Below are 13,401 nucleotides of genomic sequence, written 5' to 3'. Positions count from 1 at the left end.
TAAGCATTTAGCTCCTAACTAGCAAGCGAACTGGCGCCCCTATGTCCATGCCTGACAGCAATGACGCCTCACTCACCTCGGGTACTGTGGGCTTCATGGCCATGGATGCAAGCCGGACTACGCTCAGCCCTTCGGCGTCGGCGGAGGTCGTACTCACCTTCGTCAACACCCGTGCGATCGACGGCAGTCGTGAGGAACTCCTCGACGGTGCCGCCCTTTCGCAGTGGTTGCGGAGGGAGGACCTGATCGACTCCGCATCGCTGGTCACGGATGCCGATGCCGCCGCCGCCCGTGAGCTGAGGGACGCCTTGGTCATCGTCCTGCTGGCCCATGCGGGCGAGCAGGACGAGGCGGGCCGAGCCGGAGCCGAGGAGTATCTGCGCCGCAGTGCGGAGCTCTATCCCCTGGCTCCTGTCATCACCGCCTCCGGCGTACACCTCGCGCCCACCCAGAGCGGCGTACCGGGCGCGCTCGCGAAGATGCTCGCCTCAGCATCCGACGTAGCCCTGCGCGGCTCCTGGATGCGACTCAAGGCATGCCGGAACCCGCCGTGCCACCTCGGGTTCTACGACCGGACGCGCAATTCCTCCGCGGCTTACTGCAGCCCGAATCGATGCGGAGCCCAGGTCGCCATGCGCACCTACCGCAGCCGCAAGGCGAAGGATGAAGGCCGCTAGGGCGTGTTTTAGAAGTCCCGCCTGCCCCGCGACGCCTGGCACGCACACTCGCGATGTTGTCGGAGTCGCCCAAGTACGTCCAGTACGAGGACGATCCTCCGCCTTGCGATTGCACGCACCAGACGCCGCGGGGCCCACCCTGCGGGCGGACGGCGCTACTTCTCAAACACGCCCTAGCCGGGCCCATCGGGCACTCCGCGCTCCCGCAGCCCCGGGCAGCCACTTCGTGGAAGCGGGATCACCGCCGATGCCTGCACCCGCTCAGCGAGCGCGGTTCTTGATCCGGCTGTCGTAGTAGTGCTCGCCGCCGACCAGTACCGAGGTGACGTGGACGGGGAGACCGTCGGGGGTACGTGGGACCTCCTGGGAGGTCTGGCGTGTGAATCCGAGCGATACGCCAGGGACGAAGGGGTATTCGGCCTCGGTCCGGTCCACGGTCCAACCACGTTCGGCCGCTCTCAGGAACAGGTCCTCGGCGGGGGTGAGGAAGACGTCGTCACCGTCGAGCAGCACCCGGACCTCGGTCTGCCGGCCTTCGCCGGGCCACCACAGCTCAACAGCCGTGACCACTTCCCCTGAGCCTTCCAGGAGGACATTGACCCGGATTTCCTGGAGCGCCGTATAGACGGTCTTCGAGGCCTCCCCCTCCTCCGGCGTGTCCTCTTCGTCCTCGTCCTCATCGTCGAAGTAGTCGAACTCCTCGTCGATCCTGTGGGGACCCCACGGGGAAACCGCGGCCACGGCCTCGTCAAGTGTCATCCCCAGCCGAACCGGACCGACGCCGTGGGGCGGATCCAGAACAATATCCATGGCCATCTCCTCCAGGTCATTTCAGAATGTTGTAGTCGATCGTCCAACCGCGCTTCTCGAGCATCTTCTGGAACTTCCTGTTGTTCTCGAGACTCGCGATCATGTCGGCGATGTGCTGGTCGTATTTGTCGCCGAACTTCCGGCGGCACTCCCTGATGTCCATCATCATCGCCTTGTCCCAGCGCCCCTGGTCGATCAGCTTGCGTTGCCTCGCACGCCACCTGACCGATCTGTCACTGGATCCGGTGCTGGTCATCTCACGGTGATCGTCGTACTCCATCCTGATCGACGGGCCCATGCCTGCCCCGCCGCCGCTCGAGTTCGTCCTGAACCCTGGTTCATCCAGGTGGGCATAGGAGTTCTTGGCCGGGATGTGGTTGATCTCCATCTCCACATCGGTGCGGCGACTCCCGTCCGGATTTTTCAGGTTGGCGGGCTGCATCCCGCTGTACCAGCCGCCGCTCTCGGTGCATCCCTTGGCGATCAGCCCCTCGGGATCCATCCACATATGCGGATTGGGGACATACGCCACCGGATTCGGCGCCGCGTCGAGACCGAGCGGATCCGGGCTGATGTAGCGGGCGGTCGTGGGGTCGTAATAGCGGAAGCAGTTGTAGTAGAGCCCCGTCTCCGCGTCGTCGTACTGGCCGGGAAAGCGCAGTGGCGTATAGGCGACCGCAGCGCGGTTCCACATCGTGGTCCCCCACAAGGTGGTCCGGGTCTGCCATGCGATGTTCCCGTCCTCGTCGACGAGTTCGCTCGGAGCGCCGATCACGTCGGTGATGATCGCGAAGAACCGGGAGTCGACATCGTCTCCGGCTGGCGCCCGGTGCACTGCGCGGCGCTCCAACTGGGTGAGAGGTACCCGCCCGTCGTATTCCCAGGTGAGCGTCGTGTCGTTGACAGTGTCCGTCTGCTCGGCCAGGCGGGTCCCGTCCCAGGTGAAGTGGACGGAATGCAGGACAGTACTGCCGTCGTCGGCGATTCGGTGCTTGGCCGTCCGGCGCCCGAGCGGATCGTAGGCGTACTTCCACAGTGACCCGTCGGGCGTACGGCAGCCCACCAGCCGGCCTTCGGCATCCCAGGAGTACTGCCAGGTGTCCGGCTTGCGGGACAGGCGTGTTCGCTGCCGCGACACTGTGCGCCCGGCGGCGTCGTAGTCGCAGCGTACGGCGCCGGCGGAGAGCAGCCGGGTCCCTTCGAAGGTGCGTTCACCCCTGCTCTCGGTCCGCCGGGCACGGTCCGGCCATGTGGCCGACGTCTGATTGCCCGCCAGGTCGTACGCGTACGACTCCGTCCAGTCTTCCGCCGTCACGCGCGTCGGGCGGCCCACAGGGTCGAGTTCGAAGTGCTTGCTCGCGCGGGTCAGCTCGTCGGTGATGCTTTCGAGGAAGCCGTCGGCCCGGTACGCGTACGCGCGTGCACGCAGAGTCTGCTCGGCGGTGGCAAGCGCCTGAGTAGCCAGGCGTCCGGCCCGGTCCCAGGACGATGTGAGTCTGAGCGACTCTTCGGTCCGGCCGATGGTCCGCGTGATTTCGCGTCCGCGCGGGTCGTGTGTGAAGGACAGCATGTGACCCCCGCTCGTGAGCGAGGTGCGATTGCCCGCCGCGTCGTAGCAGGAATCCGATACGGCTCCCGTGGGAGTGGTACGCCGGATACGCCGCCCGGCCTCGTCGTACTCGAAGGACATGGTCCGGCCATCGACCGTCTCGGCCACCACCCGCCCGACGGTGTCGCGCTGCCACTCCACTGTGGACGTCGGCGACACGGCGCTCAGGAGCTCTCCGGCCGCGCCATAGGTGTAGTGGGTGGTCTGCCCGGCAACGTCCTTGGAGACGACACGGCCGCAGATGTCGTACGCCATGGTGATCCGGTCACCCAGCGGTGTCGTGCGGCAGACGAGCCGCCCCGCGGCATCGTACGCGTACGTGACAACACGGTCGTCGAAGTCGGACTCGGAGACCAGATTTCCTGCGGCGTCGTACGCATAGGTCCAAGTCAAACCCTGCGGACTACGCACTTCAGTAAGCCGCAACTCGGTGTCGTAGGCGAACTCGTACCGTGCTCCGTCGGAACCGGTGCGGGCCGAGAGACGGTCGAAGTGTGTGTATTCGAACCTGGTCGTGTCCCCCCGAGGATCCGTGTGGGACAGGCAATTGCCCTCGTCGTCCCAGGTCCATGACTCTTCGGCGCCGTCAGGTCCTACGCAGCGCGAGAGCCACCCCTCCGGGGTCCACTCCATGGCGGTGACTGCCCCGTTGGGGTCGGTGCCGCGGACCGGGCGGCCGAACGCGTCCCGGACGACGATGTTGCTGTGTCCGAGCGGGTCGGTGAGCGTGAGCGCGACGCCGACGCTGTTGTAGGTGAGTCGCTCGACGGCCCCCAGCGGGTCCGCGTGCTCGGTCACCGCGCCCTGGGCGTTGAAACGGTAGTGAGCGACCGCGCCGTCCGGGGCTGTGAGGGAGATTGGGTTTCCACGGTCGTCGTAGCCCTGCCGCCACATGGAGCCGTCCGGGTGCACGATTTGTTCGGGCAGATCGAACTCGTTGTAGACGGTGGAGGACGTGCCGCCGTCCGGCTGCCGTATCGACAGCAGGTTTCCGCGCTCGTCCCAAGTGAATTCGGCGGTGTTGCCGAGCTCGTCCGTGCGGGAGAGAAGGTTGTCGTACCGGTCCCATTCCCGGCGGACCGTGTTCCCGAGGGGGTCGGTCTCCGCGATCACCTGTCCAAGCTCGTTGAGGTACGACACGGTGACCGCACCAGTGGAGTCGGTGAACCGGGTGACGTGGTTGGCCGTGTCGTATGAGAAGTGGGAGGACAGGGCACCGTCGGGGCCTATGGTGCGCACCACGCGGCCGGCCGTGTCGTAGACGTACTGGTACGTGTAGCTGTTGCGGTCGGTCCACGATGTGATGCGCCGCTCGTCGTCGTAGGTGAACCGAAGAGGTGTTCCGCCGGAGTTGGCGACCGACTCCAGGTTCCCGTCGCTGTCGTAGCCGAATGCGGCGATCTCGACCGGGCCGTCCGGGGTTCGTACCTCCAGCCCGGTGACGCGGCCCAGTGCGGGGTCCGAGGAGAGGGCCACGCGGTAACCGCCCTCGTGCAGCACCATCACCGGCAGGCCGTCCTCCGACCGGCCGATGCGTACGGCGTTGCCGTTACGGTCCTCGATCTCGTTCAGCCAGTACAGGCCGCCGCCCTGGTAGGGATTGCCCGTGAAGCGCCGGGTCAGACCCGAGTGGGGGTCGACTACGGCGTACGTCGCGTCGCCCAGCGCGGTGCGCTCGACAAAGGTGATCGACAGCCGGTCGCCTTCCAGCGGCAGGACTTCTTGACCGTTCTCCGCGGGGAGTTGCGGATAGACCAGGACCGAGCCGTCGTCCCGTGCCCAGGCCGCGCCGCTCGCGGTCAGCTCCAGGCGTTCGTCGAGGGTGGAGGCCCAACTCGTGCCGAAGCACTGGCCGAAGCGGTAGCTGGATATGTGTGTACGTCGCAACACCAGCGGCAGGACCCCGGGGAGAGCCAGATCCGTCTGGGAGAGCACCATTTCCCCGCTCGCGACGTCCACGGGGTCGGTCTTGCACCGCCGCTTGAACAGGGACATCGCCAGTTCGCGCGCCCGCTCGACCGCTTCCCGCATGGACTTCGGGCGGGGGCGGGCAGCGCCCGACTTCCCTATGCGCCCGTCCAGGCCGCCCTGTTCCTTGCGGTCACCGCCCTTGACCTTGCGGATGCCGTCGTGGGCGTCCTGGTCTGTCTCCTTGTGGGTCTTCGAACTCTTACCGATGGCCTTGGGCAGGGTCGTGCCAACGTGCTCGCCGAGGTCTTTGAGCGCCTTGCCGAGCTTCTCGGTGACGCCCTCGATCGTCGTGTCGAGGACAGCAGTCAGCGCGTCCTTGCCCTTGGCTCGGCCGTGGTGGCCCTTGGCCTTGCCGAGCTTGCCTCCGGCTTTGGTGCGCATCGAGATCTGCACATTGGCCAGGTGCATGCCTGTATTGCCGTGGGCGTCGTGGTCAATCACCGGCCCGCCACCGGGTCCCGGGCCTCCCGGCCCAGAGGCGGAGTTGAGCTGGAGGCCTTCCTTGCCGGCCTGCACGGTCTGGTCTGTGTCGTAGCCGTCCTGCACTCCGGCGACGTTCATCGCGGTCTGGATGGCCAGGTCCGCCACCACGTTCTCGATCGCGGCGACGGCGGGCGCAGTAAGGGTGGCGACGATCTCGGCGACTGCCTCCTCCGCCATCTCCTTCAGGATCTTCTTGAACGCGATCCGGGTGGCCGCGATTTTCGCGCCCGCGAGGAGTGTCGACAGACCGGCCGTCACCGGCGCGAACGCGAGCGTGATGCCCACCGTGGCGCACAGGTCGGCGAGTTCACCGACCGCGGCGATCTTACGGGCCACGATGATGTCCGCCACCCGGTCCAGCGCACCCGCAACGATGCGCGCCGCCTTCGCCAGGTCCTTGTGCTTGCCCTTCACCTTCGACCAGTGCTTGTCGAGCGCGGTCAGCGACTCGCTCTGCCCACTGGAAAGCAACCGCTGAACATGCTGATGCGCGGCATGGCCATCCTCGTCCGCGTCGTCCGCGAACTCCCGCAACGAGTCGGCCATATCGCGGTACGCGTCCTCGTCGACGTTGGGCCAGCCCACACCGACGACATCGAGCATGGTGTCGACACCCTCAGGAATCGTGTACCCCACGACGCAACAGCCCCCGTTCCCACATGCAATCCGATCATACGATGATCACTCTGACATGTGACGCCCCGTCGGTTCCAGTCGGTTCCCTGTCAACCTGCATGAGCGCTGTTGAGGACAGGGGCGCGTAGTCGAGGAACGGCCCACGAGCATGGAGAACGCAGCAAGGGGAGGGCAGGACAAGGCTCTTGCTCAGCAAAGAGGTACGTGCCCAACAGGGACGGGCTCGCACGACACTCCCCGAGGTAGACACTGCATATGGAATACACACACCTTGCCGCTGAACTCATCGCCCAAGGGCAGTTCCCGGGACTCGGCCTCCACCGCAACGACGCCTGGCTGGTGCGCGACCGCGAGACCTGGCTGGTGTCTGAGACCGCGAGCGAGATCGTCGTGGGGCGCGTCGACGAGGACCCGTCGCGCGTCTTCAGCGGGCAACACCGCTGGCCCTCCCCGCAGCCCGGTCGGAGCCACGGTTTCGCCTCGCCGCTGCCGGACGGCGGCCTCGCCGTCAGCGGCAGCAGCGTCGTCACCGTCTACGACGCGGACGGACGGGTGCGCTGGGCGTACGAGCACGAGCCCTGGGCCGACCAGCACATCGCCTCCGGTGCCTGCGTCGCCGATCCGTCAGGGCGTCGACTCCTTGCCACGATGGCCGGTCCCATGGAGGCGGGCGGCTCGTATCGGGGTGACCTGTGCGTCGCCCTCGACCTGGCCGATGGCCGGCGCGTCACGCAGACCGTGCTGCCGTCCGCGTCTGCGGGCTACATCTTTCAGCAGTCCCACACCGACCCCGCGCAGATGTTCCTCGACGCGGCACAGGGCGACACGTTCTTCTCCCTCGCGGTCACTTTCGAGGACGAGGCCCTCCGGGCAGAGCCGGTCGGCCTGGAGGACGAGCCGTTCGCCGGGCTCAGCATGAACGGCGCGTTCCTCAAGCTGGACGTGGGCGGGGAGTGGCTGAGCCGGTACGAGGCCGGGCAGTCCGATGTCAGCGTCGACGCCGAGGACGTCCTGCCCGAGGACCTGCGCTTCGTCGGCTACCGCCCCGGATTCCTGGACGCGGACCGCGTCCTGGCCGCCATCGCCGAAGACCAGGACGCGGTAGCCAACCGGCACTTGATCCTCGACGGCCGTACCCTCCAGCCGGTCGCCGAGCTCGACTACCCGGCACGAGCTGCTTCGACCCCCTGGCGTTGGGTGACGGCACGTGGCTGACCGTGGACGGCGACACCGTCCAGCGCTGGCGCACGGCCTGAGTGCGGGCACCGCCCGCAGCGGCGGGGCCTCAGTCGCGCCCCGCCGCCCACCCCGCCAGTTCCGCCCGCGCCGCACTCAGCAGCTCCGACGACGGCGCCGTCGCCCCGTTGGTGACGAGCGCATAGTGCAGGGCGTCGGCGCTCCCGGCCGTGAGCAGCAGGCGGCGGCTGCCCGTTCCGCCCGGTTCCGGGGCCACCGCGATCGGCACATCCGACCCGTACGACGGCAGGCCGCTGACCGTACCGAGGTCGGACACGACGGTGGTCCGGGCGGTCTCGAAGGAGGCCGGGAGGTGGAGTTCGGTGGGGGCGGCGCCGCCGTCCGAGCGCCACAGCAGGAGGCCGTACTGCCCGGAGCCGACGAGCTCGCGGACGCGCGGGAGCGACTTCGGTACGGGATTCCAGGTGAGGGTGGCCGATCCGTCCCGTGAGCGGTCCTCGTACGTGAAGGCGAGGGCGCGGCCCGCGGTGGCGCTGGGATAGAGGCGGTCGAGCAGTCTGGCGTCCTGCCGCAGGACCGGCGTCCCGGAGTCGTCGAGGCGTACGGCGGAGAGGTCCTCGTCGTTCCAGGCGTCGCCGGTGGTGCGGACCTTGTCGGGATTGCCGTTCATCAGCTCGTGGTGGCGGCCGTTGTAGATGTCCCACTGCCATTGCGTACCGGACAGGACCGGGCCCGAGTCCTGTGGCCGGGACCACCAGGTGGCGCCCGGCAGCCTGGAGTCCAGGGCCTGGTACATCGCCTTGTAGACGGTCGGGGCCTTGTCGGAGACCGTCCCGGTCAGAGGATGGCCGAACTCGCTGACGATTGCCGCCGTTCCCGTGCCCGCCGCGCGGTCGCGGACGGCGCCGAAGTCGCGCGCGTACTGCCCGTCGGCGGCCTTGCCCCACATGAAGACGCCGGAGATGGCCTTCTGGTCGTAGAAGTGGGTGTTGAAGACATAGCGCGGGCCGATGGTGCCCGCGTCCAGGAGGCCGCCCTCCTGCTTCTGGAAGGAGAGGTTGGCATTCCAGAAGAGGTTCGGTTCCACGAAGACGGGCTTGGACTGCCATCCCGCGGCGTCCATGCGGGCGCGGAACTTCTCGTAGAAGGGCCAGAGCAGGTCGCGCTCCCACGTGCGGCTGGTCTGGCCGGTGTCGTACGAGCCCGCGTGGGGTTCGTTGTACGGGTCGAAGCCCGCGACGGCCGCGAACTCCGCGTCGGTGAGGTGGTCGGCAAGGTAGGCCATGGTGGTCCGGGCGGTGGCGAGGAAGGCGTCCTGGACGCCGTCGCGGTTGTGCCAGAAGTCGTACGCCGCGCGCTTCACGGCCTCGTTCTGGGTGATGTTCTGGCCCCAGAAGAGGCAGATCCCGCAGGACTCCCGTGGATAGCCGCCGGCCTCGACCGCCCACTTGGGGGCGCCGTCGCCGGTGTACCAGCTGCCCGAGTTGAACAGATACCGCGAGTACAGGTCCTGGTGGAAGTCGGGGTGGACGCGGATGCCGGCGGCGAGGAAGGCGCGCATCTGCGCGGTGACCGCGGCGAGATAGGCGCTGTCCACCTGGCCGCGGACGGGTTCGGCGTGGGCCCAGGACAGCAGGAAGCGGACGCTGTTGGCGCCGCCGAGCCTGCGCAGGGCTGTCGCGGACTTCTCGGCGTCGGCGACGGACGCGAAGGGCAGTCCGCCGTTCTCCTCCAGCTTGGTCTCGCCGGAGACGTTGTATCCGCGCAGCACCACCTCGCGGCCGAGCCCGTCGGTGAAGCGGCCGCGGTCGACCGTGAACGCGCCGGCGGCCTGCTCGTCGAACCAGAGCGATCCGGGCGGGGTCGCGGCGGCGGACATGGTGCCTCCCGTGGTCAGGGACGCGGTCATGAGGACGAGCAGACCGAACAGACGCGCACGCATCATCGCCATGCCCACAACCGTTCCTGACGCGCCGTCAGACTGTCAATGGCCCAAGCCCGGTCGAGTACCGCCAAACGCCGTGGTATGCGCCGGAATCGACCATTCCGCTCGCGTCGGGCGCACCTCCGTTATACGGTTATCTCCGCTTCTGCCGGGGGGCCGGACCATTTCCCCCGTAATGCCGTGCCGATTGCAGCGCTGAACACCCTGTGAACACCCGAAGGAAACACTCCCTACACATGGACGTCGGCGGTGCGCGCACCACCTGACACAAGGAAGCTTTCTTCGGCGAATCTGCACACCGAATACCCAGGCGCCACACAGCCTCGGCACCGCAACCCGGCGCTGACCTGCTGGTCCGTTGTTTGGTGCGGAATGTCCTCCCCTCGGCCAAAGGGGCACCCGGGCATCGGAATTGAGGCGCGGCGAATACGTGAAGAAGATGGCACCAACCCATGGACGCCCGTGCACGCGACGTAATTCAGCGGGCCGGAAGCACCTTGATCCGACGCTGTCCGATTAGCTGCGCAACACGCCTGCGTGCTTTGATCCTTCGCACTGCGGGAGAGTCGAAAGACGCGGTCGCAGAAATTCGAGTTAGCCATGCGAAGGGAAGCTCATCATGAACTCCACCCCCCAGGTTGAGACCCAGGTAATCTCCGACGCCGACCTGGACAACGTGTCCGGCGGCCTGGTGGGCCAGGCCGCGGGCGCCGTCCTCGGCACCGCCGACTCGCTCGTCCCCGTCTCCGGCATCGTCGACGCCGCGTCCGGCACCGTCGGCTCCCTGGTCGGCACCGCCGAGGGTGTCACCGGCCTGAACACCTCCGGCATCACGGGCCTGGCCGCCGGTCTCTGAGCCGGTTCTGTGCCGCCGGGCGGCACAGGCAGTCGCGGTGACTACGGCAAGTCGGCTTCCCCTCCCTGCCGACCGGCCGGCCACGTGCCCCGGATCCCCCACGGGTCCGGGGCATTCGGTCGCCGCCCCCCGAGGAGTGTCCGTGCAGTTCCGCCAACAGGCCCTTTCCAAACTCCAGTCGCCCGAGGAAATCGATCTGCCGGTGCGCTTCGCCCGGCCGCGCGGCCGGCTCGTACTCGCCGTCACGGTCGTCGTCATGATCGCCGCGGCCGTATGGGCCGTGACCGGCACCGTGACCTCGACCCTTCGCGCGCCCGGAATCCTCACGCACGCCCAGGGCAGCTATGTCCTCCAGAGCCCCGTCTCGGGCCAGGTCACCGAGGTGCTGGCCGAAGAGGGCGCGAGGGTTCCCGCCAACGCTCCCCTGGTGAAGGTCCGTACGTCCCAGGGCAGCACCGTCGTCCGTACGATCGCCGCGGGCCGGCTGACAGCGCTGGTCGCGACGATCGGCTCGGTGGTCACCACCGGGGCGGACATGGCGGCCGTCGAGCGCGTCGAGAAGGCCGACGACCCCCTGATGGCGGTTCTGTATGTCCCTGCCGACAGCGCGTCCCCCGTGCGCGTGGGTGCGACGGTGGATCTCACGGTCCAGTCGGTGCCCACACAGCAGTACGGAGTGCTGCGCGGCCGGGTGAAGGCGGTCGGCCGGACGGCCCAGACCCGGCAGCGGATCACCGGCTTTCTCGGCAGCAGCCAGCTGGGCGAGCAGTTCTCCAGGGCGGGCCAGCCCGTCGAGGTCCTGGTCAGGCTCGATGCGTCGTCGGGCACCAAGTCCGGCTACTCCTGGTCCACTTCGCAGGGCCCTCCGTACGCCGTCGACTCCATGACCCTGGCCACCGGTTCCGTCCGCCTGGCCCGGCAGCATCCGATCGATTGGCTGCTTCCATGACCACGCAGCAGCAACTGCCTCCGGCGGGCCGCGGCCGGCACCGCCCCGAGAGCGCGCCCGCACCGCGACGCGGCGGCGCTCGCCGCGGAGGTCCCAAGGCCGAGAAGCGGGCGAAGCAGAAGACCGTTCGCACGCCGACCGTGCTCCAGATGGAGGCTCTGGAGTGCGGCGCCGCCTCGCTCGCCATGGTGCTCGCACACTACGGACGGCATGTGCCGCTGGAGGAACTGCGGATCGCGTGCGGTGTCTCGCGGGACGGTTCGCGAGCCAGCAACATCCTCAAGGCCGCGCGCAGTTACGGACTCCAGGCCACCGGCATGCAGATGGAACCCGCGGCACTCGCCGGGATGCGGGCGCCCGCGATCCTGTTCTGGGAGTTCAACCACTATGTCGTCTACGACGGCATGGGCAGGCGGTTCGGCCGCCGGGGCGTGCACATCAACGACCCCGGCAAGGGCCGCCGCTTCGTGGCGACGGAGGACTTCGACACCAGCTTCACCGGTGTCGCCCTGATCTTCGAGCCCTCCGGCAGCTTCCGCCGCGGCGGCCGCAAGCCCGGGATCATGCCCGCGATGCCCGCGAGGCTGCGCGGCACGACAGGCACCCTGCTCGCGGCGCTGCTGGCGAGCCTGCTGCTTGTCGCGGTCGGCGCGGCGGTGCCGGCGCTGAGCCGTACGTACATCGACATGTTCCTGATCGGCAATCAGACCTCGCTGCTCGGACCGCTGTTCGCGTCGATGGCGGCGATGGTGGCGCTGACCGCGGTGCTGACCGGACTGCAACAGGCGAACCTGCTGCGGGGCCGCATCATCTCGTCCACGCTCAGCAGCGCCCGTTTCCTGCGGCATCTGCTGCGGCTGCCGGTCACCTTCTTCGCCCAGCGCAGCCCCGCCGATCTGGTCCAGCGCCTCCAGTCCAACGACGCGGTCGCCGAAACACTCGCCCGGGACCTGGCCGCCGCGGGCGTGGACGGCTTCGTCGTGATCCTCTACGCCCTCCTCCTGTGGACGTACGACCCTCAACTCACCGTCATCGGCATAGGGATCGCCCTGCTCAACGTGGTCGCGATGCGCATCGTGATCAGGCTGCGGGCCACCCACACCCAGAAGCTGCGCGCCGACAGCGCCCGGCTGACCAACACCTCGTACACCGGTCTTCAGCTCATCGAGACCATGAAGGCCACCGGCGGCGAGAACGGATACTTCCGCCGCTGGGCGGGCCAGCACGCGACCACCCTGGAGGAACAGCAACGGCTCGGCGTGCCGAGCGCGTTCCTGGCCGTCGTCGCGCCGTCCCTCGCGACGCTCAACAGCGCGCTGATCCTGTGGATCGGCGGTCTGCGGGCCGTGGAGGGCCATATCTCGATCGGTCTGCTCGTCGCCTTCCAGGCGCTGGTGACCCGCTTCACCGCGCCCATCACACGCCTCAACGGCGTCGCGGGCAGAATCCAGGACTTCGCCGCCGACGTGGCCCGGCTCAAGGACGTCGAGAGCTTCCCCGTGGACTCGCTCTACTCGCGCCGGGAGACCGACGCGAGTACGCGCAGGCTCAAGGGCCATGTGTCCCTGGAGAACATCACCTTCGGCTACAGCCCGCTCGACGAGCCGCTGCTCAGCGACTTCTCCCTGACGGTCGGACCCGGCCGGCAGGTCGCGCTCGTCGGCGGGTCGGGCAGCGGCAAGTCCACGGTCTCGCGGTTGATCTCCGGTCTGTACAGCCCGTGGGAGGGGACGATCCGCATCGACGGGCAGCGGCTTGAGGACATCTCCCGCAGCTCGCTTGCCGCATCGGTCTCGTTCGTCGATCAGGACGTCTTCCTCTTCGAGGGCACCGTCCGGGACAACGTGGCGCTGTGGGACCCCTCTATAGCGGACGACGCCGTCGTCACCGCCCTGAAGGACGCGGCACTCTACGACGTGATCGCACGGCGTCCCGACGGCATCCACAGCCGGGTCGAGCAGGACGGCCGCAACTTCTCCGGCGGGCAGCGGCAGCGACTCGAGATCGCCCGGGCGCTAGTGCGCCGGCCCAGCATTCTGGTGCTCGACGAGGTGACGAGCGCCCTGGACGCCGAGACCGAGCGGATCATCATCGACAATCTGCGGCGCCGCGGGTGTGCCTGCGTCGTCATCGCCCACCGGCTGAGCACGGTGCGCGACAGCGACGAGATCGTGGTGCTCGACCACGGCTCGGTCGTCGAACGCGGCCGTCACGAGGACCTGGTGGCCGCCGGGGGCGCGTACGCCCAGCTGGTCAGGGAGCACTGAC

8 protein-coding genes are annotated in these 13,401 nt (G+C 68.2%); 5 read left to right on the top strand and 3 right to left on the bottom strand.

The genetic code is table 11. The features are described from left to right. The first annotated feature begins 95 nt into the window (after positions 1–95). Complete coding sequence (locus OG741_RS32550) at positions 96–677, top strand: CGNR zinc finger domain-containing protein (RefSeq protein WP_405603674.1); 582 nt, start codon at positions 96–98, stop codon at positions 675–677. Between the two features lie 261 nt (positions 678–938). Here the strand turns inward: OG741_RS32550 and OG741_RS32545 are convergent, their stop codons facing one another. Continuing rightward, a complete protein-coding gene (locus OG741_RS32545) occupies positions 939–1,487 on the bottom strand; it encodes a hypothetical protein (RefSeq protein WP_405603672.1) in 549 nt (182 codons plus the stop codon). A 16-nt stretch (positions 1,488–1,503) separates the two neighbouring features. After that, a complete protein-coding gene (locus tag OG741_RS32540) occupies positions 1,504–6,153 on the bottom strand; it encodes an RHS repeat-associated core domain-containing protein (RefSeq protein ID WP_405603670.1) in 4,650 nt (1,549 codons plus the stop codon). Between the two features lie 288 nt (positions 6,154–6,441). Here OG741_RS32540 and OG741_RS32535 point away from each other — a divergent pair, with 288 nt between their 5' ends. Next, positions 6,442–7,401: a hypothetical protein gene (locus OG741_RS32535; protein ID WP_405603669.1), complete on the top strand. Its 960-nt coding sequence runs from the start codon at positions 6,442–6,444 to the stop codon at positions 7,399–7,401. Between the two features lie 70 nt (positions 7,402–7,471). Here OG741_RS32535 and OG741_RS32530 read toward each other — a convergent pair whose 3' ends face one another. Then, positions 7,472–9,334, bottom strand: a complete 1,863-nt coding sequence (locus OG741_RS32530; RefSeq protein WP_405603668.1) for a cellulase family glycosylhydrolase — start codon at positions 9,332–9,334, stop codon at positions 7,472–7,474. A 613-nt stretch (positions 9,335–9,947) separates the two neighbouring features. Between OG741_RS32530 and OG741_RS32525 the strand changes: the two genes are divergently transcribed. From OG741_RS32525 to OG741_RS32515, 3 genes are all read left to right on the top strand, one after another. Then, complete coding sequence (locus OG741_RS32525) at positions 9,948–10,184, top strand: type A2 lantipeptide (protein ID WP_266483269.1); 237 nt, start codon at positions 9,948–9,950, stop codon at positions 10,182–10,184. 142 nt (positions 10,185–10,326) lie between these two features. Beyond that, positions 10,327–11,133 (top strand): HlyD family efflux transporter periplasmic adaptor subunit, encoded by an 807-nt coding sequence (locus OG741_RS32520; protein ID WP_405603666.1) that lies wholly within the window; start codon positions 10,327–10,329, stop codon positions 11,131–11,133. Continuing rightward, positions 11,130–13,400 (top strand): NHLP family bacteriocin export ABC transporter peptidase/permease/ATPase subunit, encoded by a 2,271-nt coding sequence (locus tag OG741_RS32515; protein WP_405603665.1) that lies wholly within the window; start codon positions 11,130–11,132, stop codon positions 13,398–13,400. The genes OG741_RS32520 and OG741_RS32515 overlap by 4 nt, the downstream gene beginning before the upstream one ends. Position 13,401 lies beyond the last annotated feature (1 nt).

Source organism: Streptomyces sp. NBC_01410 (genome assembly GCF_045040195.1).
In the GTDB taxonomy this organism is placed as follows: Bacteria; Actinomycetota; Actinomycetes; order Streptomycetales; family Streptomycetaceae; genus Streptomyces.
This window is presented reverse-complemented; position numbering and strand designations above follow the sequence as displayed.

Coding starts and splice junctions, on each gene's coding strand:
- OG741_RS32530 (WP_405603668.1), bottom strand. CDS start 9,334: ATGGCGATGATGCGTGCGCGTCTGTTCGGTCTGCTCGTCCTCATGACC.
- OG741_RS32535 (WP_405603669.1), top strand. CDS start 6,442: ATGGAATACACACACCTTGCCGCTGAACTCATCGCCCAAGGGCAGTTC.
- OG741_RS32545 (WP_405603672.1), bottom strand. CDS start 1,487: ATGGATATTGTTCTGGATCCGCCCCACGGCGTCGGTCCGGTTCGGCTG.
- OG741_RS32515 (WP_405603665.1), top strand. CDS start 11,130: ATGACCACGCAGCAGCAACTGCCTCCGGCGGGCCGCGGCCGGCACCGC.
- OG741_RS32525 (WP_266483269.1), top strand. CDS start 9,948: ATGAACTCCACCCCCCAGGTTGAGACCCAGGTAATCTCCGACGCCGAC.
- OG741_RS32540 (WP_405603670.1), bottom strand. CDS start 6,153: ATGCTCGATGTCGTCGGTGTGGGCTGGCCCAACGTCGACGAGGACGCG.
- OG741_RS32550 (WP_405603674.1), top strand. CDS start 96: ATGGCCATGGATGCAAGCCGGACTACGCTCAGCCCTTCGGCGTCGGCG.